Raw genomic sequence first — 18,294 nt, 5'->3', positions numbered from 1 at the left:
CTGTCCGATAAAGGGACGGCTGCGCAGTTTATCAGCTTCGCCCGCGACGGGCGCGCCATGCGCGGCTATAAGCCCTTCATGGCAAAGTCTCTTTTCGGTCGGCCGCTGCTGCCGCTGCTCGCCCTTCCGCTGCTCTTCGCGCCTATATCCGCGCCCGCGCAATCCGATGCGGCGCCTTATGTCGTCGCCGAATCGGGTCGCGGTTACGGGCGGCTTCAGGATGCCATCGATGCGATCGGTGAGGGCGCAGGCACCATCCGCATCGCACCCGGCTATCACCGCGACTGCGCGGTGCAGACCGTCGGTCGCGTCGCCTTTGTGGCCGCCGAACCCGGCCGGGCGATCTTCGACGGGGTGACATGCGAGGGCAAGGCGGCGCTGGTGCTACGTGGCTCGGGTGCGCGCGTCGATGGGTTGGTGTTCCAGAATATGCGCGTGCCCGACGGCAATGGCGCGGGCATCCGGCTTGAAAAAAGCAATCTCGATGTTGCGAACAGCCTCTTCCGCAACAGCGAGGAGGGCATATTGACCGCCGACGATCCGGCCGCGACGCTGACGATCGATCGCTCGACCTTCTCACGCCTCGGCCGCTGCGACCGCGGATTGAGCTGCGCGCACAGCGTCTACACCGGCGTCTATGGCCGCGTCGTCGTCACCCGCACGCGTTTCGAAAAGGGCAGTGGCGGTCATTATCTGAAAACCCGCGCGAAGCAGGTCGACGTCAGCGACAACAGCTTCGACGACAGCCAGGGGACGACGACCAATTATATGATCGACCTGTCGTCGGGCGCGACGGGGCGGATTGCGAATAATTTGTTCGTGCAGGGCCGCGACAAGGAAAATTACTCGGCGTTCATCACCGTCGCCCCCGAAGGCCGCGACAATCCTTCGCGTGGCTTGGCCATCGCCGGCAACCGCGCCAGCCTGCCCGACGGCATCGGGCGCAAGTCGGTGTTTGTCGCCGACTGGAGCGGCGAGCCACTGGCGATCGGTACGAACGAACTGGGGCCGGGGCTGACGCGCTTCGAAAAGCGCTAGCGGTTCAAGCCTCGCCGCGCGTGTCGATCAGCGATGCGGCGAGCGCCTCGGCGGGCGACTTGCCGCCCCACAACACGAACTGGAACACGGGGTAGAAGCGCTCGCATTCGTCGATCGCGCTTTCGATCAGCGTTTCGGTGAGGTCGAGCGAGAGCGAGCCGTCGCCGCCGAGCAGCATGCCGTGGCGGAACAGGATCGTCCCGCTGTTCGACCAAAGCTCGAAATGGCCGAGCCACAGCTGCTCGTTGATCAGCGCCAGCGCCTCATGCGCGACGGTACGCTTGTCTTCGACGACGCGGATATCGGGAAAGGCGAGCAACTGGACGACGCCGTCTTCGGCGCGCCAGACCGCGCGCAGCTCATAGGTCGTCCAGCTGCCCTGCGCGGTCGCGACAATCTCGTCCTCGCCGACCATCTCGTGCGGCCAGTCGTGCGCGGCGAAATAGGACGCCAGCATCTCCATCGGTGCCGCGTCCTGGCCGTCGTCGTCATCATACATATCGTCGCTCATGCGCGCGCCTTTAGCGGGGTTTGGCGGGAGTGGCGAGTCAGAAGCCCCACCAGCAATCGTCACCCCGGCGAGGGCCTGAGTCCATGGTGCGTAAGGACGCGAGAGTAAGGCCCCGGCTTTCGCCGGGGTGCCCCTCATTTTTTCGGTGCAGCCTTGGGCTTCGCAGCCGCCTTGGGTGCCGCAGCCTTCGCCACGCCTTCCAGCTTGTCGAGCCGCGCTTTCAGCGCTTCGGCTTCGGCGCGCGCGGTCGCGGCCATCTTCTTTACCGCCTCAAATTCTTCGCGGCTGACGAAATCCATGCGGCCGATCCATTCCTTGGCGCGCTCGCGCATCGCGGATTCGGCTTCGCGGCCGGCGCCTGCCACGGTTCCGGCAACGCCGTTCACCATCTTGGCCAGATCGTCGAAAAAGCGGTTTTCGCTCTGCATTTCATATTCCTTTGTCGGGCATGTGCCCCTTGCCGTCACCTTATTTGGGTGCTCGCGGCGGAAGGGACAAGGGTTTCTGCATCGGGATTGCGCTGGTCGATCTGGAAATTCAAGATCGCAGCAAAGCACAGCCACGCCATATAGGGGACGAGCAGCCACGCCGCCGCTTTGCGGATCGAGGCGAAAGCGAAAGTCACGGCGACGGTCAGCATCAGGATGAAAATGATCAGGTACAGCGCCGTCGTCACTTGATGCAGGCCAAAAAACAGCGGTGACCAGGCGAAATTGGCGATCAGCTGGACGAAGAAGAGCAGCAACGCAAAGCCGCGCCCCTGCGCACCGCGCGCGTGAAGGATCATCGCCAGCGACAGCCCCAGGCAGACGTAGAGAATGGGCCACACGGTGCCGAACACCCAGCCCGGCGGCGTGATCGCGGGCAGGTCAAGCGCCGCGAACCAGCGATTGGCATAGCCGCTGTTTGACAACAGCCCCGACAGACTGCCGATCATCACGATCGCGGGCACCGTCACCAGCGCCCAGCGCAAATAGGACATGCGCAACTGACCCGGCGTAGCGATTTCACTCATAGATACGACCCCCACTGTCGATACTGAGGGCGATACGTGTTGCGGCTGGCGCGCCCAGCGTCAAGCGGCTCGCTTCGTGGCGGCGATCAGAAATTCGACATTGCCCTCGGGACCGGTGATCGGGCTTGCGACCAGATCGAGCACCGACCAGCCCGCGCCCTCCAGCCAATCGCGCGTTTCGGCGCAGACACGGGCGTGGACCTCGGCATCGCGCACGACGCCTTTTTTGCCGACTTCGTGCCGTTCGGCTTCGAACTGCGGCTTGATCAGCGCGACCATGCGCGCGCCATCGCGGGCAAAGCCCATCGGCACCGGCAACACCTTCGACAGCGCGATAAAACTTGCATCGCAGACGATCAGGTCAACGGGCTCGGGGATATGCGTCGGCGTCAAAATCCGCGCGCTCGTCTGCTCATGGACGATGACGCGCTCGTCCTGCCGCAATTTCCACGCGAGCTGGTTGGTCCCCGAATCGACGGCATAGACGCGCACCACCCCGCGGCTGAGCAGCACGTCGGTAAAGCCGCCGGTCGACGAACCGACGTCGATCGCGACGGCGCCCGCGACATCCCAGCCAAGATGCACCAACGCATGGTCAAGCTTGATCCCGCCGCGCGACACCCACGGATGGTCACGGCCCTTGACGCTGATTTCGGCATCATCGGGAACCTGCTGCCCCGCCTTGTCGATCTTGCGGTCGCCGATGAAGGCGAGCCCGGCGAGGATCAGCGCCTGCGCGCGCGTCCGGCTTTCGGCGAGGCCGCGGTCGACAAGCAACTGGTCGGCGCGCTGCTTGGCCATCAGTCTTCACCCGTCATTGCGAGGAGCGAAGCGACGCGGCAATGTCCAGCCCACGGCCTTGGTCTGAGCTCGTTAGCTGGAGATTGCTTCACTGCGCTCGCAATGACGGCAGGAAGCGTCATTTCGTGTCCACCTTCCCGGTCAGCATCCCGGGCGTCAGGATCTGCGGCAGGATTTCGGGCTGGGCGGCACCCGGTGCGTACCAGAGATAGAGCGGCACACTGTTGCGGCCGAGTGCGGAGAGGGTGCGGGTAATTGCCGGATCGCCATTGGTCCAGTCGCCGACGAGCGTGATCACGCCCGCTTTGTCGAAGGCTGTCTGAGTCGCTTCACGGTTGATCGCGCCCGCCTCATTCGCCTTGCACGACAGGCACCAGTCGGCGGTGAAATAGACGAAGACGGGTTTGCCTGTCGCGCGCGCCTTGGCGAGCGCTTCGGGGGAGAAGGCCGAGCCCGAGGCGGCAACTTTATGATCGGTTTTCGCGAGTTCGGCGGTAGCCGCAATGAGGCTTCCGGTAAGCAGAAGGGCTACGACTCCGAGGAACCACTTCCGGCGGTCGCCACGCTGGATCGCGCCGAAATGCCACAACAGGACGACGGCCATGCTCACCGCAATCAGCGGATAAACAAGCCCCGCGCCGGCGCCGACTTGTCGCCACAACAGCCATCCGAGTGCCAGCGCCGTCAGCCCCATCGGCACCGCCATCCATTTGCGAAACTTCGCCATCCATGGCCCCGGCTTGGGCAGGCGGTTGCGCAACACAGGAATGAAGCCGATGGCAAGGAAGGGCAGGGCAAGACCCAGCCCCAGCCCGCCGAAAATCGGCAAAGCCGCCCACGCCGGCAGCACCAGCGTCGCGCCGAGTGCTGCGCCAAGCAACGGCCCGCTGCACGGCGTCGCGACAAAGGCCGCGAGGGCACCGGTCCAGAATCCGCCCGCTGCGCCGCTCTTCGCGGTCAGCGCCTGCCCTTTGCCGAAAGTCGGCAGCTCATAGGTGCCGAGCAGGTTGAGCGTGATCGCAATCGCCAGAATCAGCAGCACAAGCACGCTTACCGGATGCTGGAGCTGGAAAGCCCACCCAACCTGTTCGCCGACCGCGCGCAGCATGAGCAACGCCCCGCCGAGCAGCAGCGCGGTGACAACCGCGCCCGTCGTATAGGCCAGCGCCTCGACCTTCGCGTCCCCCGCATCGCCGCCCGACCGCGTGAGGCTCAGCGCCTTCAGGCTCAATATCGGAAAGACGCACGGCATCAGGTTCAGGATCAGCCCGCCGAGGATCGCGCCGCCGAGCGCGGTCCAGAACAGCCCCATGTCGATCCCGCTCACGCGTGTCGCTATTGCCTCGCCCGCCGCCGGGACCGCCCCTGCTTCGAAGCGCACCGTCAGCCCGCGTCCGTCGCCCAGCTTCAGCAGCGCTTCGACCGCGCCCGACGCATCGCCCTTGGCTTTGGTTTCGATGATGATCTGGTCGCCGTTACGGCTGAACGCCTGCGGCGCGGCATAATCGGCGACTTCGCGCGTTTCGAGAAACAGGTGCGGGGCGTCGAGCGTCGTCGCGGCGGGCAGGGGGATGGCGAAACGTAGCGTCTCGCCCTTGCGTTCCCACGTCCCCGCGCGGTCGAGTGGCTGCGGCAAGAGTGCACGCCAGCCGTCGAACTGCGTGCGCGATGCTGCAGAAATCACACCATCACCGGCTTTCAGCGCGACCGAGATAACGGCCTTTTCGGGAACGCACACCTTGTCGGTGCAGGCGAGCCAATTGGCGACCCCCGACAAGGTCAAATCGGTGCCCGGCGCGACGCTCTTGTCGATGCGAACATCGGCAAGCAACGCATAGGGATGCTCATAGACATGGTTCATCATGCCAAACAGGATCAGCGCATCGGGCACCGGATAATGGAAGGCACCGACGGTCACGCCCTCGGGCAGATTCCATTCGACCGCCATGCCGAACCCCGCATCGCCGCCATTCGCCCAATAGCCATGCCATGGTTTTTCGGGGGTCATGGTGAGCGCGAGCGTCGTCGCGCCGCCGGGGGCAGGGGCCGCGGATTCGGCGACCAGCTTCGGCTGGATATGCGTCGGCGCCGCCGTCGCCGGGCTCAGCGCGATCAGGACGAGCGCCAGCATCGCCAGCATCGCGCGCCATGCACCTGTCACAAAAGCTTCGTTCACGCGCGCCATGCCGTCCCGCCATATCCATCGTTCGAGGCTTGCCATATAGGCGGCTTTCGCCGAGAGGACAGCCCGCGCTGACGGACCCAGAAACGGAGACAAGTTTGTGACGATCAAAAGCCTGACCACCGCCCTCGCTGCCGCCCTTTGCGTTGCCGGCGCCAGTGCCAGCCTCGCTCAAGACGCGCCCGCTCCGGTTCAGAACGCGCCCGCCGCGAAAGTGACCGCGGCGACGACACCGCCAAAGCTGCTGATCATGATCGCGGTCGACCAATTCTCCGCCGACCTGTTCGCCCAATATCGTGGCCATTTCACGGGCGGTCTCGCGCGGCTCGCTTCGGGCGTCGTCTTTCCGTCGGGGTATCAGGCGCATGGTGCAACCGAAACCTGCCCCGGCCATTCGACGATCCTGACCGGTAGCCATCCGTCGCGCACCGGCATCATCGCGAACAATTATTTCGACCTGTCGACGCCGCGCGCCGACAAGCGCCTCTATTGCGCCGAGGATGAAAGCGTCGCCGACACGGCGTCGGGTAGCGGCAAATATGCACCGTCGGTCAAACATCTGCTCGTCCCGACGCTTGGCGACCTGATGAAGGCGCGCGATCCCAAGGCGCAGGTCGTCTCGGTCGCGGGCAAGGATCGCGCGGCGATCATGATGGGCGGACATCAGGCCGACGAGTTGATGTGGCTCTTCCCTGGCGGCCTCACCAGCTATCGCGGCATCACTCTGTCGCCGACGGCGACGCAGGCGGGAACGGCGATCGCCGCTGCAATCGCGCAGTCGCGCCCCGGGCTGACGCTGCCCGCCGACTGCGCTGCGCAGGATATTGCGATCCCGATCGGCGACAAGGGCGGCACCGTCGGCACCGGGCGCCTCGCGCGCGACGGCGGCGATTTCCGCCGCTTCATGGCTTCGCCCGAAGCCGATGGCGCGGTGCTCGCGGCCGGCGCCGCGCTGCGTCAGGCGCGCAAACTCGGCGAAGGCGACACCACCGACCTTCTGATTCTCGGCCTGTCGGCGACCGACTATGTCGGTCATGGCACCGGCACCGAAGGCACCGAAATGTGCCTGCAAATGGCAGGGCTCGACCGCGAACTCGGCGATTTCTTTGCACGGCTCGACGCGACCGGAATCGACTATGCAGTTGCGCTGACCGCCGACCATGGCGGGCACGACCTGCCCGAACGCAACCGCCAGAATGCCTGGCCCGCCGCCGAACGTGTCGACCCCGCGCTCGGCCCCGATGCACTGGGCAAGGCAGTCGCCGAAAAGCTCGGCCTGCCGCAGCCGTTGCTCTATGGCGACGCACCCTTTGGCGATTTCTATCTGTCGAAGGCGCTGACCCCGGCGCAGCGCAAGGCGGCGATGGCCGAAATCACCACCCGGCTCCGCGCCCACCACCAGGTCGAGGCGGTCGTGACCGGCGAAGAGCTTGCCGCGCATCCGGTCTCGAAGCGTGCACCGGACGTCTGGAACCTGATGGACAAGCTCCGCGCCTCCTATAACGCGGCGCGGTCGGGCGACTTCATCGTCGTGCTGAAGCCGCGTGTCACCCCGATTCCCGAATCGGGCCTTGGCTATGTTGCGACGCATGGGTCGGTGTGGGATTATGACCGGCGCGTACCGATGCTTTTCTGGCGCAAGGGGCTCGCCGGTTTCGAACAGCCCAATGCGGTGATGACGGTGGATATCCTGCCGACGCTGGCCTCGTTGATCGGCCTGCCGGTCGATATGACCAAGATCGATGGCCGTTGCCTCGACCTGATTTCGGGTCCCGAAAGCAGCTGCCGCTAAGGACAAGAAAAGAAGAACTATGACCAAGGTTTTGCGCGACTTCTCCGGCCGGCTGTTGCTGGTGGGCTGCGGCAATATGGCCGGAGCAATGCTCGATCGCTGGATCGCGGCGGGGCTCGATCCGGCGCGGGTCGCGGTGGTCGACCCATTCGCATCGCCGCGCGATGGTATGACCCAATATGTGTCACTGGCCGAGTGGCAGGCTGCGGGTGGCTCCGCCGACTGGGTTATGCTGGGGATGAAGCCGCAGCAATTGGGGGAGGTCGCCGCCGACCTTGCGCCGCTCGCGACCGGCGACGTCCATCTGCTGTCGATCCTCGCCGGGGTGTCGCTGTCCGATCTTGCGGAGCGTTTCCCCGATGCGCGGGCGCAGGTCCGCATCCTGCCGAACCTCGCTGCTCGCATCGGCGCGGGGGTGTCGGCAGTCGCTTCGCTCGGTGATACCGATACGTCGGCGGTGAGCGCATTGCTCGATCCGCTCGGGCAGATCGTGACGCTCGCCGATGATTCGACGATGGATCTTGTCACCGCCTTCACCGGCAGCGGCCCTGCTTTCGTCCTTCGCCTGATCGAATCCTATGCTGCGGCGGGCGAGCGACTCGGTTTGTCGGCAGAAGACGCACTGACGCTCGCCACCGCGACCTTTGGCGGTTCGACCGCTTTGCTCGCCGACAGTGGAGAAAAGCCTGGCGTGCTGATCGCACAGGTCGCGAGCAAGGGCGGGACGACGCAGGCGGGCCTCGACGTGCTCGATAGCGACGGCCAGCTTACGGCATTGCTCACCAATGTCCTGCGCGCGGCGCGCGACCGCGGCCGCGAACTCGCCGACCTCGCGCGCGGCAACGGCTGACGTAAACTGTCGCCCCCGCGAAGGCGGGGGTCGCTGGCAGCATAGCCTAAGGTCGGCTGTGGGCGCTCCTGCCTCTTCGCAGGGACGACGCCCTCAGCCCGGCTCGCGCCCCAGCGACGCCACCCGTGCGCGATCGCGCGGTGGGACGAGCGCCTCGCTGACCTGCCAGAACCCTGTCACCGCCTGTTGCCCCGCATGGGTATAGGCGCGGCTCATCGCGTCACGCAGCAGGACGAAGATCGACTTCTCCAGCGTGCGGCCGTCCTCGGTCAGGCGCAGCTCCTTCTGCCGCCGGTCGCGATTGCCGGGGCGCGTCGTCAGCATCTCGCGCGCCTCCAACTCCTTGACAACGCGGCCCAGTGACTGCTTGGTGATCCCCAGCAAGGCGAGCAGATCGGTGATCGTCAGCCCCGGCTGACGCGCGATGAAATAGAGCGCCCGATAATGCGCCCGGCCCAGTTCCTTTTCGGCGAGCCGTGCGTCGATCGTCCGCCACAGTGCGGCATGAGCGAAAAACAGAAATTCGATCCCCCGGCGAACTTCGTCCTCGCGCAAGAAAAGTGCAGAGGCAGCGGGTACTTGTGAAAGAAAATTTTCCTCATTCATGGTGACTAGCGTTGCGCGCGGCGCGCTCTTTTGGCAAGAGGCGCGCACCGATCAACCCTTAAAACATAGGTTTTCATCATGAGCGCTCCCGCCTTCGCCAAATTGCCGCACCCCAATCCGGTCACGGACGATGTACGCGCGGCGGCGATTGCGGATCCGATGTTCGGGCGCGTCTTCACCGACCATATGGTGTCGATCCGTTATAATGAGGAAAAGGGCTGGCACGATGCGCAGGTGATGCCGCGCGGGCCGCTGACGCTCGATCCGGCGACCGCTGTGCTGCACTATGCGCAGGAAATCTTCGAAGGGCTGAAGGCCTATCGCCTCGACGACGGCTCGATGGCGCTGTTCCGGCCCGAAGCCAATGCTGCGCGCTTCAACGCCAGCGCCCGCCGTATGGCGATGGCTGAACTGCCCGAGGATATGTTCATCGCCGCGGTGAAGGAAGCCGTCGCCGCCGACGCGCATTGGTTCCCGCCGGTCGATGGCGGGGCGCTCTATCTGCGCCCCTTCATGTTCGCGAGCGAAGTGTTCCTCGGCGTGAAGCCTGCGGCCGAATATCAGTTCCTCGTCATCACCTCGCCGGTCGGCAATTATTTCAAGTCGGGCGCCCCGGCGATCTCGCTCTGGGTCTCTGAGGATTATACCCGCGCCGCGCCCGGCGGCACCGGCGCTGCCAAATGCGGTGGCAACTATGCCTCCAGCCTCGTCGCACAGCGTGAGGCGATCGCCAAGGGCCACGATCAGGTCGTTTTCCTCGACGCCGCCGAGAGCCGCTGGATTGAGGAACTGGGCGGCATGAACATGTTCTTCGTCTTCGACGACGGCAGCATTGTCACGCCGCCGCTGACCGGAACCATCCTGCCCGGCATCACCCGCGACGCGATCATCACGCTCGCGCGCGACGCCGGATTGACGGTGCGCGAGGAACGCTATGCGATCGACCAGTGGCAGGCTGATGCAGAAACTGGTCGATTAACCGAAAGCTTCGCCTGCGGCACCGCCGCGGTGGTGACGCCGGTCGGCAAGGTGACGCGCGGCGAGACCAGCTTCACCATCGGTGCCGGCGGCCCCGGGCAGGTGACGGGCATGCTCAAGGACAAGCTGGTTAATATCCAGCGCGGCCGCGCCGCCGATCCGCACGGCTGGGTCACACGGCTTTAATTTGATCGGGGCAGGGCGCTCAGCCAACTTGCCATTCATGCGCTCCACGTTATAGAGCGCCCACGCACCGGCCCGATGGGGCGTCGCCAAGCGGTAAGGCAGCGGCTTTTGATGCCGCCATGCGCAGGTTCGAATCCTGCCGCCCCAGCCAGCCGGTGCAGATCTACAACTATCTGAAAATAAAAACGAATCTCTGCGTATCAAAAACGGAGGCCACACCCCGTGGCACCTAGCCGTGGCCCCTGTGAAACTACGATGAATCTACACAGGCGCGATTGCAAGTTATGATTTGAGCGGGCCGCTTGAATGCGGCGATCGCCGGTCTGTATCTGTCGCGGCAATCGTTCGTTTAACGATACGTTCTACGCGGCCACACGTTAATTAGACCGACATCGGCCAAGGGGCTTTGGCAGTCAGGCAGAACCGTGCAGTCTCAAACGCCAAAGCTGCCAAGTTCAGCGGGCTGGTGGCTAGTTCATACTGACCCCGTACGGAGGCCGCGACATTCTTCGCCTCATTTACGGCTGAGCCACGTCGCCAGTCTTGATCAGTTCTACGCCATGGTGCGGCGAGGATGTGTCATCCTGTTCGCTGCCAGCATTCAAAACGCCTCCAAGCGCTTCGAAGCCTATGAGCCGGTCTGAACCGCAGAGTAGGCCGGAGCTATAACACGGCGAACGGACGGCATGCGGCGATCTTCCGCCCGTGAACCCCTGATACTTGGTGACCCCTACGGGACTCGAACCCGTGTTTTCGCCGTGAAAGGGCGGGATTTGAACCCTTTTTGTGCTTGTATTGTTCATCTGTCTAGATAAAATATAGCGTAAATACAGGTGTATAGTCCGTTCTCGTCCACCGACGTTTTCAGACGTATATTTGACGGTTATTTGACAGATTGAGGCATGTATGACGCGACGTTTGACGGAAACAGCGATTACGAGCCGGTCGGCTCGCAAGGCGTTGGAAGACGGAATTTACTGGCGCGGCATCGATCCGGATGTGCACATCGGTTACCGCAAGGGTAAGCGCGGCGGTCGCTGGCTGGCTCGTTGGTATGTCGGCGACCAAAAATATAGTCAGGCTAAGCTTGGTACCGCTGACGATGTGCTGAGCGAAGGCAATCTTAGCTACGAGGCCGCCGTCAAAGCCGCGCGTGTGACCGTTGAACAAGCTCGTTTGCGCGTGCGGCTCGAAGCGGCTGGGCCGCCTGTGACGGTTAAGTCTGCCGTTGAAACCTACACTGCAATGCGTGATGCGCGGGATACAGTGAGAAAAGGGCGCCCCTCCCGTTCCGACGCGTCCTCCCGGCTCACGCTGCACGTCCTGAGTAAGCCCAAACTTGCCGAAAAGGCGTTATGCGACCTGCGCGATCACCATCTCAAGACGTGGCTCTCTTGCCTAGATGCAGATCTCAAGCTTGCAACGAAACGAAGGTTGATCAACGATTTTAAGGCCGCCCTCAATCTCGCATTCATTCCCAACCGAGCCGTCCTTCCCACAGACTTCGACAAAACGGTGAAGTTTGGTTTGGCCCTCGACGAAGCCGTTTCAGACGATGCGATTCAGGAGGTGCGCGAGAGCCAGATCCTGAAGGACGAGCAGATTCGGAGGGTCATCGAAGTGGCTCAAGCGCTTGATCAAGAGGGTGACTTCGCTCGATTGGTGATCGTGCTGGCGGCAACAGGAACCCGCTTCTCGCAAGCCAAGCGGATTTTGGTCGGTGACGTCCAGATTCAGCATTCTAGGTTGCTTGTACCCAATAGCTGGAAGGGGAAGAAATACGGGATTGTTCGGGTGCCGGTGCCTGTGGGAAGAGATGTTCTTGAAGCCTTGACACCTGCAATAGAGGGGCGGTCACCTAGCGCACCGCTTCTGGAGCGCTGGCATCACGAGCAGACGGGCGTCGCCGAATGGAAACGCACCGCACGAGTTCCATGGAAGACGGCATCAGAGATGACCCGCATGTGGAACAAGGTTTTGAAGGCCGCCGGGCTTCAGGACGTCGTCGTCTACTCTTTGCGGCATTCCAGCATCGTCCGAGGCATTCGAGCTGGACTGCCCATTCGGCTGGTCGCGGCGAGCCATGATACCAGTGTGCAAATGATCGAGCGACATTACAGTAGGTGGATCACAGATGGGCTCGAGGAATTGACTGCGCGTGCAGTCGTCCCGCTTGTTGGGTAAGCGAGGCGTTGGATCATCTGAAGGGTTTTCCAGATATTGGCGTTCGGCAAGCGCCCATATATGGGGTCGCGGTTTGCGGGCGCCGCTAGTTCAGTGAGGTTGTGTGCTAGACAGGGCGGTCAATTTCTGACATCGGCTCGCACAGCCTAGGCACCCATGCCGGCCCCTTCGTCTAGCGGTTAGGACGCGGCCCTCTCACGGCTGAAACACGAGTTCGATTCTCGTAGGGGTCACCACGGTTTTCAAGCATTTAGCTTGAAAACCGCCTTTCTTATCAAATAACCGTCAAATAAGCATCGTTGGCTATGAGTGTGAAAATACCAGTCCATCCCATCGCTTCCTCCATCTTCTCGACAAAGACGGCTGAATCACAAGATGCTGGTATTGCTCAACAACTTTCGGATCGGGCTCTAATACCAAGACTCGCTGATCAGTACCTGTGGGCCCAGTTGCGGAGCCCCAAGGTCATGATGCGCCAAGGCTGATCGGCAAGCTTGTTCCAGGCGTAACAGCAGTGATCGACGACATCGTCATAGGATTTGAAGATGCGGTTCGACAGCCAGTTATCGCGCATGAACTGCCAGACATTCTCGACCGGATTGAGCTCCGGACATCTGGGTGGCAGTGGCAAGAGCGTGATGTTTGGCGGCACGGCGAGTTCGGCTGAGCCGTGCCATCCGGCTTGATCGAGCAAGACGACGGCGTGCGCGCCGGGCGCGACATGGAAAGATATTTCCTCGAGATGCATGCTCATGGCCTCGCTGTTGCACTTGGGCATGACGATGCCGGCAGCCTTGCCCTCAGCAGGGCAGATCGCCCCGAAGATCCATGCCGAGGACCGGCGCTGATCCTTCGGCGCACAGGGGCGAGTGCCGCGCCTTGCCCAGCGCCGGGTGAGCTTGGTTTGTTGGCCGACACGAGCTTCGTCCTGCCACCACAGCTCTATAGGCGTTCCTTTGGGAAGCTGGCGGGTGATTTGCGCCAGACGGGTGGGGAAGACTTTTTAAAAGCGGTAATATCTTCGGGGCGCTGCCCGTGATGCCGCGGACGGGCCGTGAGCTTGCGATAGCCCATGGTCCGCAGCTCATGCCCGAGGGCCTGCTTGCTGATCGATATCCTGAACTCGTCCCACAACCACTGGGCCAAGTCGATGATCCGCCAGCGCACAACGCCGTGAACAGCAGGAATCGGACCGGCTTCGACGATCTCCTCCAGCGCGCGCCGATGCCCGTCATTGAGGATCGTTTGCGGCCCCGGCGCCTTGCGTGTCGCAAGACCTTCCGGCCCATCCGCGTTGAAGCGCAGCACCCAGTCCCGCACAATCTGTAGCGTCACGCCCCCAATAAGAGCAGCATCGCTGCGGCTGCCGCCGTCCAGGATCGTCGCAATCGCCAGCAAGCGGCGCACTTGCGCCCCATCCTTGCAACGCCGGGCATGCCCCCGAATATCTACGGCACTGAAATCATCCCGAACCTTGATCGGAACCGACATCGCAAACCTCCTCCAGTTTGCGATGTTGAATCACAATACGGCTATTCTCAAAAGCCCCTATGAGTCAGATTTAACAGGTTTTGGTATAAGGCATTGTTGGCGGGAGACGGGCAATGAATGAGGTTGTAGGAATACTGGGCTGGACAACGGCTATGCTAGGAAATCCGCAGGTGTTGATTGCGGGTTATCTGGTGGCTCGCAAGCCTCCCAGTCAGCCAATCTCTTATTTCCTGTTGCTTATCGCGATTGTGGTTTGCGTGGCGATCCATTTTGCTCTGGGCGCATCGAGCCGATGGGGGCGAGACATTCTATGCGTTAGCCTCGCTACCGCATTGGCGACGGCAATATTCTCCGCCTTCCGCAGCTTTCGGGAACGGCGGCACAGAAGCGAACTGGGTGCGGAGGTGTGAGATCGTGATGTATTGGATCCGATACCTATACGGGACGGCAGCGCTCTTGACGGGCGGCGTAGCAATATTTCGGGAAGGGGTTTGGCTTGGATTGGCGGGAATGATCGCTCCATTGCTTGCGTTGACCGCCGGGGGAGGGATCACCTTGGCTTTTCGTTACACGGAACAACCCGTTCGAGGGGCCATCGTAATGGGAATGATCTTTCTAGCGGTGGCTCTATATTGGGTGCATTCCATCGGCTGGCATTTCCAGTTGTGGGGCATTCACCTTTCCGGAATGGTCTGGTGCCTCATCGGGTTTGGAATTGGCCTCCTATACGGTTCCGAAGAGGGATGGTTGCCTGTCGTGGACGCTCCCGAATAAGGGGCTGTAGCGCATGACCAGCTATTCATATTCTAAAGTGACGTGCCCGGATTGCGGGCAGACCGATACATGTCCACTGATGGCCTCAACCAACAGTTCGGGTTGGCGGCAATGGTCGGACGGATGGGGGCGAGGAGGTTATTGCCAGACAGAGGCGGGGGTATTGGCGTGTCGGTGTGGAGCGGTTTTCACCGCGGATGAAGGCAATCCCGAATATGATGGCATGCATCGACCATCATCTCCCCAAACAGGGATGATTTCGCAGTGTCGGCCAGAAGATGTCTCTCTTGCAATTCGCCTGCGCCTCTGGAGGAGTGAAGGAACGGAGCGGCTGGTCAGGCTTCAATGCTGGTGGGACATCGAGGAGGAGGAACGAATGCAGTCCCCCCTTGCGGATGCTGCGATTTCGGCTTTGCCACCTGGTCTCTGCGCCCCAGCGCCCCATCCGGAAGAAAATGTGGAGTTGCTGGCGTCGGCCGATGATTTCGGTCGCCAGCGTGATTACATTATGCGGGGGCTTCGTCGCCTCGATGAGAGGATTGCAGAACATAAGGCCTATGAGGCGCCCCCGACGAACTGGTCCCCGGCGGACTGGGCGTTCGCGCTTCACGAGGCGGAAATGAGTCGTCATGCTTTAAGCGGGGAACTTCTTTATTTGCGCCCTCCCTGCGTCCTCCCGCCCGATACCGAAGAGAATATGGAGCGGTTGCTTGGTTTGCTGGCGTTGATCGATGGCCATAGCCTCGTACGTGGCGACATTTTGCGCCGCCTTGGCCGCTTCGATGAGGCTATCGCGACATACGCGGCCGATGGGGCGCTCCCAGCTCGCTGGTCGGCGCTGCTTTGCGAACTCGCCGCTAATGGACATAGCGAATTGGTAGAGCTTCCGGTCGGGACAAGGCTTTAACAGGTTGCTGAAAAACGCGTCCATGGTGCGGCGATAAAGGTAGTTTCGTCGCCATTATGATAGACGATTTCGCCTTCGAGGCAGCCATCGTCGCGAAGATCCGCCCATCCGTCACCAGCGACCTGTTAGCTTATAGCTCGCGACTGCAGAACCGCACCGATCCCGTCGAAGGCCCGTCCAAGCGTCACCTCGTAACATCGCCCTCCCAATTCATGCTGAAACTGCATCCATCCGTTGATTGGGTTTTCGATGGATGTGGTTATGGCGCAGCGGTTTAAGTGGATGTAGGCAACAATGTCGTCATAGGAAAATTCCGAGTATGCAGTGGGGATGCCACCACCCTCGCTGCCAAGATGTTGAATTGCAAAATCGATCAACTCTGACTTGTCTTTGCTGAAGTGCCGGTCGGCTATTTTGGCGATGTCTGATAGAACGCCTGCGCCTTTCCAAGCGAGGCTGAATCCTAGACCCATTTCTTCGTGGAACCGGCGCTGCTCGGCTAACGGCATTCCGTTCACGGCCTGTCGTTGATCATCGAATGCTGCAAAGAAGCCACGTTCGTTTTGCGCTTCTTTGGAAGTTGCATTTGAGCGTGAGGGAAGAGCGTTAGCGGTGGGCAGTTGACCGCTGGAGATTTTGAATTCGATGGCGGCGATTTCCGTGGACAGCTTCGAAAAATCCACGTTCCGGAAACAGTGAAGGCTCGGATTGTTAGCCATAAGGGCCTGAATCGCCCTATAAGAAGTCAGGTGTATCTCGCGTTTTGCCTCGAAATCGCGTTCGAACTCTGCTGCAGCTACTGGATGGCATAGCCCAGCGCTGCCCTTGTCTTTCCACTTCGCCAAACCCTGCATGAAAATCGCAGCTTCTTCGGGGTTATAAGCAAGATAATTAACGATATGCTGTCCCGCCTGAACTGCGTCCCGTTGCTGATCACGTGGTTGGAAAACAAGCGGGACATCGAGCGCGCGGTAGAAATCCGCGTGTCGACCTGTGAAAAGTGGGTGAATTACACTTGCCACCTCCTTGGCGCGGTCGATTTTTTCGATCTTCGGCTTCGTTTGGACGAAGACTAGGCCGAGCCACAACAGGATTGAAATTCCGAATGTGGGCCATGCCAGAAGCAAGGCGACCAAAAACAATATAGCCATTCCAGAATTATTGTTCGTGTTCATGCTGATTCTCTAACTTTGGTCAATGATTTCTCGCAATGGCTGACGAGTGATTTTCTATGCCATATCGACCAATCATTAAGTTTATATTGTGCCTTTGTGGCTCTCCGTTATCATTAATTTCTTATGGGTAGCACTCCATTTGCGTCTTGGAAATCCAAGCCGCTGCATGAAGACAGAACCGCTTATAAAGATCGCCGCTGGATGCAGCATCCGACCGTTAACAGGTTGCTGAAAGACGCGTCCATGGTGCGGCGATAAAGGTAGTTTCGTCGCCATTATGATAGACGATTTCGCCTTCGAGGCAGCCATCGTCGCGAAGATCCGCCCATCCGTCACCAGCGACCTGATCGCCTTCGTCTGCACCATTCCACTCGAAGTCGATGCCGCCCGGGATAAATCCGCAGTCGAGCGATGCTTCCAGTGCCCCGAAGGCCATGCCACCTCGGCCCTGGGCGTCGATCTCGATGAAGGCTGGACCGCAAAGATCGAGATGTCCCTTGTCCCAGGCGGCGGTTTCGACGATCCGCCATTTGCCAGCGATGCGGTCGGCGATATCCGTCATCATCCGGACGCCAGTAGCTTGGGCAGCCGGATGAGGTTGTAGGCCGCGACCGTAAGGGTGAAGGCGAAGCGGACGCGCGATAGCCCGCGGAAGCGGGTTTTGCCTTGGCCGGCCGATGATTTTGACCAGCCGAACACCTCCTCGATCCGCTTTCGGATCCGAAGGCTGCTGGCGTAACCGGGATGGCGTGTCGTCCGGCGATCGATCGCGGAGCGTCGGCCGTTCTGGTTCTGGGCAACGTGGGGGGTGGCACCGCGCTCACGAAGTTCGGCAACGAAGTCGCGCGCGTCATATCCCTTGTCGGCGCCGCCTTGAACCGCTCGGATCGACGATGCCGTCGACCATCGCGAGTGCGGCCAGCCGTTCGGCATGTCCCGACACGCGCGTGGTCTCCGTATCGACGACCAGCCCGTTTCTATTCTCCATCAGAACATGACCCATGTAGCAAAGCTTGGCGCCCGTGCCGGGGCTCTTGCGGTAGAGCAACGCGTCCCGATCGGTGGTCGAGGCGTGTGTCTCGTTGCGGCGCTTCTCGCCCCGAAAATCGACTTCGGCGTTGCGGCCGCTTGGTGCGTCGGGCGGAGGACCATCCGCGCCAGCCTCCTCCTTCGGGCGGAAGCTCTTCATGCTGCACCACGCCTCGATCAGCGTGCCATCGACCGAGAAATGGTCGCTCGACAGGAGGCGTTTCACCTGCGGTCGGGCCAGGATCGCTGATAGAAAGCGCGCCGCAATTTCGCCGTCGAGCAGCCGCTCGCGATTCTTCGAGAAGGTCGAGGCATCCCACACCGCATCGTCGATGCCGACCCCAACGAACCAGCGGAATGACAGGTCGAAGTCCAGCCGCTCCATCATCTGCCGTTCCGAACGGATGCCATGGAACAACTGCAACAACAGCGCCCGCAGCAGCTTTTCAGGTGCGATCGAGGGCCGACCGATGTTCGAATAGGCCGCCTCAAACTCTGGACCCATGTCCGCCAGCGCCTCGTTCACGATCACCCGGATCGCCCGCAACGGATGCCGCATAGGCACGCGCTGCTCAAGATCGACATAGGAAAACAGATTCCCTGACCGTTCATCAGAACCTCGCATTGTTACATCCCGTCCGCCGCCAACGACCAGGATAGAATCACGTCTGGGCGCCAGAGGAAAGGCCTTTTTCAGCAGCCTGTTAGTGCTCGATACCCCCAGCGATACCCCCAAAAGTCATAGCACAACGATATCTCATGCGCCGACCGCGGA

16 protein-coding genes, 3 tRNA genes and 1 pseudogene are annotated in these 18,294 nt (G+C 61.5%); 9 read left to right on the top strand and 11 right to left on the bottom strand.

Features of this window, described 5'->3' with window-relative positions; all coding sequences use genetic code 11:
- The first annotated feature begins 78 nt into the window (after positions 1-78).
- The gene (locus tag CDQ91_RS07945; RefSeq protein WP_174688485.1) at positions 79-1,038 is read left to right on the top strand and encodes a right-handed parallel beta-helix repeat-containing protein; all 960 of its coding nucleotides are present in this window, start codon (positions 79-81) and stop codon (positions 1,036-1,038) included.
- A 4-nt stretch (positions 1,039-1,042) separates the two neighbouring features.
- Here CDQ91_RS07945 and CDQ91_RS07940 read toward each other — a convergent pair whose 3' ends face one another.
- The 5 genes from CDQ91_RS07940 to CDQ91_RS07920 all read right to left on the bottom strand — a co-directional run bounded on the left by CDQ91_RS07940 (position 1,043) and on the right by CDQ91_RS07920 (position 5,550).
- Positions 1,043-1,537: a type III secretion system chaperone family protein gene (locus CDQ91_RS07940; RefSeq protein WP_088472317.1), complete on the bottom strand. Its 495-nt coding sequence runs from the start codon at positions 1,535-1,537 to the stop codon at positions 1,043-1,045.
- A 146-nt stretch (positions 1,538-1,683) separates the two neighbouring features.
- Positions 1,684-1,977, bottom strand: coding sequence for an accessory factor UbiK family protein (locus CDQ91_RS07935; RefSeq protein ID WP_088472172.1), 294 nt, complete (start codon positions 1,975-1,977; stop codon positions 1,684-1,686).
- A 35-nt stretch (positions 1,978-2,012) separates the two neighbouring features.
- On the bottom strand, positions 2,013-2,564 hold the full coding sequence (locus CDQ91_RS07930; protein ID WP_088472171.1) for a TspO/MBR family protein: 552 nt from the start codon (positions 2,562-2,564) through the stop codon (positions 2,013-2,015).
- A 60-nt stretch (positions 2,565-2,624) separates the two neighbouring features.
- Positions 2,625-3,365: a TlyA family RNA methyltransferase gene (locus CDQ91_RS07925; RefSeq protein WP_088472170.1), complete on the bottom strand. Its 741-nt coding sequence runs from the start codon at positions 3,363-3,365 to the stop codon at positions 2,625-2,627.
- 118 nt (positions 3,366-3,483) lie between these two features.
- Positions 3,484-5,550: a protein-disulfide reductase DsbD family protein gene (locus CDQ91_RS07920; protein ID WP_174688484.1), complete on the bottom strand. Its 2,067-nt coding sequence runs from the start codon at positions 5,548-5,550 to the stop codon at positions 3,484-3,486.
- 112 nt (positions 5,551-5,662) lie between these two features.
- Here CDQ91_RS07920 and CDQ91_RS07915 point away from each other — a divergent pair, with 112 nt between their 5' ends.
- Together CDQ91_RS07915 and proC are read left to right on the top strand one after the other, a co-directional pair.
- Positions 5,663-7,339, top strand: a complete 1,677-nt coding sequence (locus CDQ91_RS07915) for an alkaline phosphatase family protein (RefSeq protein WP_088472315.1) — start codon at positions 5,663-5,665, stop codon at positions 7,337-7,339.
- A 19-nt stretch (positions 7,340-7,358) separates the two neighbouring features.
- Positions 7,359-8,189: a pyrroline-5-carboxylate reductase gene (proC, locus tag CDQ91_RS07910; protein ID WP_088472169.1), complete on the top strand. Its 831-nt coding sequence runs from the start codon at positions 7,359-7,361 to the stop codon at positions 8,187-8,189.
- A 93-nt stretch (positions 8,190-8,282) separates the two neighbouring features.
- On the opposite strand, the gene CDQ91_RS07905 is transcribed toward proC, so the two are convergent.
- On the bottom strand, positions 8,283-8,795 hold the full coding sequence (locus CDQ91_RS07905) for a MarR family winged helix-turn-helix transcriptional regulator (protein WP_088472168.1): 513 nt from the start codon (positions 8,793-8,795) through the stop codon (positions 8,283-8,285).
- A gap of 78 nt (positions 8,796-8,873) precedes the next feature.
- On the opposite strand from CDQ91_RS07905, the gene CDQ91_RS07900 reads away from it, so the two are divergent.
- Both CDQ91_RS07900 and CDQ91_RS07895 read left to right on the top strand, forming a co-directional pair.
- Positions 8,874-9,959, top strand: a complete 1,086-nt coding sequence (locus CDQ91_RS07900; protein ID WP_088472167.1) for a branched-chain amino acid aminotransferase — start codon at positions 8,874-8,876, stop codon at positions 9,957-9,959.
- Positions 9,960-10,035: 76 nt separating this feature from the next.
- Positions 10,036-10,110: transfer RNA gene (locus CDQ91_RS07895), tRNA-Gln, on the top strand.
- Positions 10,111-10,680: 570 nt separating this feature from the next.
- Here the strand turns inward: CDQ91_RS07895 and CDQ91_RS21235 are convergent.
- Positions 10,681-10,767, bottom strand: a tRNA-Glu gene (locus CDQ91_RS21235).
- Between the two features lie 98 nt (positions 10,768-10,865).
- Here CDQ91_RS21235 and CDQ91_RS07890 point away from each other — a divergent pair.
- Together CDQ91_RS07890 and CDQ91_RS07885 are read left to right on the top strand one after the other, a co-directional pair.
- Positions 10,866-12,143: a tyrosine-type recombinase/integrase gene (locus CDQ91_RS07890; RefSeq protein WP_088472166.1), complete on the top strand. Its 1,278-nt coding sequence runs from the start codon at positions 10,866-10,868 to the stop codon at positions 12,141-12,143.
- A 161-nt stretch (positions 12,144-12,304) separates the two neighbouring features.
- Positions 12,305-12,379: transfer RNA gene (locus tag CDQ91_RS07885), tRNA-Glu, on the top strand.
- 194 nt (positions 12,380-12,573) lie between these two features.
- Here CDQ91_RS07885 and CDQ91_RS07880 read toward each other — a convergent pair.
- Positions 12,574-13,634 (bottom strand): IS630 family transposase gene (locus CDQ91_RS07880; RefSeq protein ID WP_201791876.1). Its coding sequence is split into 2 segments (ribosomal slippage): positions 12,574-13,142 and positions 13,142-13,634, totalling 1,062 coding nucleotides; the frame shifts between segments, so codons are not numbered across the junction.
- A 113-nt stretch (positions 13,635-13,747) separates the two neighbouring features.
- Here CDQ91_RS07880 and CDQ91_RS07875 point away from each other — a divergent pair.
- Together CDQ91_RS07875 and CDQ91_RS20995 are read left to right on the top strand one after the other, a co-directional pair.
- Complete coding sequence (locus CDQ91_RS07875) at positions 13,748-14,044, top strand: hypothetical protein (protein ID WP_144036725.1); 297 nt, start codon at positions 13,748-13,750, stop codon at positions 14,042-14,044.
- 377 nt (positions 14,045-14,421) lie between these two features.
- Positions 14,422-15,315 (top strand): hypothetical protein, encoded by an 894-nt coding sequence (locus CDQ91_RS20995; protein ID WP_144036724.1) that lies wholly within the window; start codon positions 14,422-14,424, stop codon positions 15,313-15,315.
- Positions 15,316-15,440: 125 nt separating this feature from the next.
- Here the strand turns inward: CDQ91_RS20995 and CDQ91_RS07860 are convergent, their stop codons facing one another.
- The 3 genes and pseudogenes from CDQ91_RS07860 to CDQ91_RS07850 all read right to left on the bottom strand — a co-directional run bounded on the left by CDQ91_RS07860 (position 15,441) and on the right by CDQ91_RS07850 (position 18,144).
- The gene (locus CDQ91_RS07860) at positions 15,441-16,490 is read right to left on the bottom strand and encodes a hypothetical protein (protein WP_144036723.1); all 1,050 of its coding nucleotides are present in this window, start codon (positions 16,488-16,490) and stop codon (positions 15,441-15,443) included.
- A 217-nt stretch (positions 16,491-16,707) separates the two neighbouring features.
- Positions 16,708-17,055 carry a hypothetical protein gene (locus CDQ91_RS07855; protein ID WP_201791875.1) on the bottom strand — a complete coding sequence of 116 codons (348 nt, stop codon included), beginning with the start codon at positions 17,053-17,055 and terminating at the stop codon, positions 16,708-16,710.
- A pseudogene (locus CDQ91_RS07850) lies at positions 17,052-18,144 on the bottom strand (IS5 family transposase). The gene CDQ91_RS07855 and the pseudogene CDQ91_RS07850 overlap by 4 nt, the downstream one beginning before the upstream one ends.
- Positions 18,145-18,294: the final 150 nt, after the last annotated feature.

It is taken from the genome of Sphingopyxis witflariensis (genome assembly GCF_002205635.1).
In the GTDB taxonomy this organism is placed as follows: Bacteria; Pseudomonadota; Alphaproteobacteria; order Sphingomonadales; family Sphingomonadaceae; genus Sphingopyxis; species Sphingopyxis witflariensis.
This window is presented reverse-complemented; position numbering and strand designations above follow the sequence as displayed.

What these genes read in the sequence shown, in the direction of transcription:
- CDQ91_RS07945 (WP_174688485.1), top strand. Translation starts at nt 79, where the DNA reads ATGGCAAAGTCTCTTTTCGGTCGGCCGCTGCTGCCGCTGCTCGCCCTT.
- CDQ91_RS07940 (WP_088472317.1), bottom strand. Translation starts at nt 1,537, where the DNA reads ATGTATGATGACGACGACGGCCAGGACGCGGCACCGATGGAGATGCTG.
- CDQ91_RS07935 (WP_088472172.1), bottom strand. Translation starts at nt 1,977, where the DNA reads ATGCAGAGCGAAAACCGCTTTTTCGACGATCTGGCCAAGATGGTGAAC.
- CDQ91_RS07930 (WP_088472171.1), bottom strand. Translation starts at nt 2,564, where the DNA reads ATGAGTGAAATCGCTACGCCGGGTCAGTTGCGCATGTCCTATTTGCGC.
- CDQ91_RS07925 (WP_088472170.1), bottom strand. Translation starts at nt 3,365, where the DNA reads ATGGCCAAGCAGCGCGCCGACCAGTTGCTTGTCGACCGCGGCCTCGCC.
- CDQ91_RS07920 (WP_174688484.1), bottom strand. Translation starts at nt 5,550, where the DNA reads ATGGCGCGCGTGAACGAAGCTTTTGTGACAGGTGCATGGCGCGCGATG.
- proC (WP_088472169.1), top strand. Translation starts at nt 7,359, where the DNA reads ATGACCAAGGTTTTGCGCGACTTCTCCGGCCGGCTGTTGCTGGTGGGC.
- CDQ91_RS07905 (WP_088472168.1), bottom strand. Translation starts at nt 8,795, where the DNA reads ATGAATGAGGAAAATTTTCTTTCACAAGTACCCGCTGCCTCTGCACTT.
- CDQ91_RS07900 (WP_088472167.1), top strand. Translation starts at nt 8,874, where the DNA reads ATGAGCGCTCCCGCCTTCGCCAAATTGCCGCACCCCAATCCGGTCACG.
- CDQ91_RS07890 (WP_088472166.1), top strand. Translation starts at nt 10,866, where the DNA reads ATGACGCGACGTTTGACGGAAACAGCGATTACGAGCCGGTCGGCTCGC.
- CDQ91_RS07875 (WP_144036725.1), top strand. Translation starts at nt 13,748, where the DNA reads ATGAATGAGGTTGTAGGAATACTGGGCTGGACAACGGCTATGCTAGGA.
- CDQ91_RS20995 (WP_144036724.1), top strand. Translation starts at nt 14,422, where the DNA reads ATGACCAGCTATTCATATTCTAAAGTGACGTGCCCGGATTGCGGGCAG.
- CDQ91_RS07860 (WP_144036723.1), bottom strand. Translation starts at nt 16,490, where the DNA reads ATGAACACGAACAATAATTCTGGAATGGCTATATTGTTTTTGGTCGCC.
- CDQ91_RS07855 (WP_201791875.1), bottom strand. Translation starts at nt 17,055, where the DNA reads ATGATGACGGATATCGCCGACCGCATCGCTGGCAAATGGCGGATCGTC.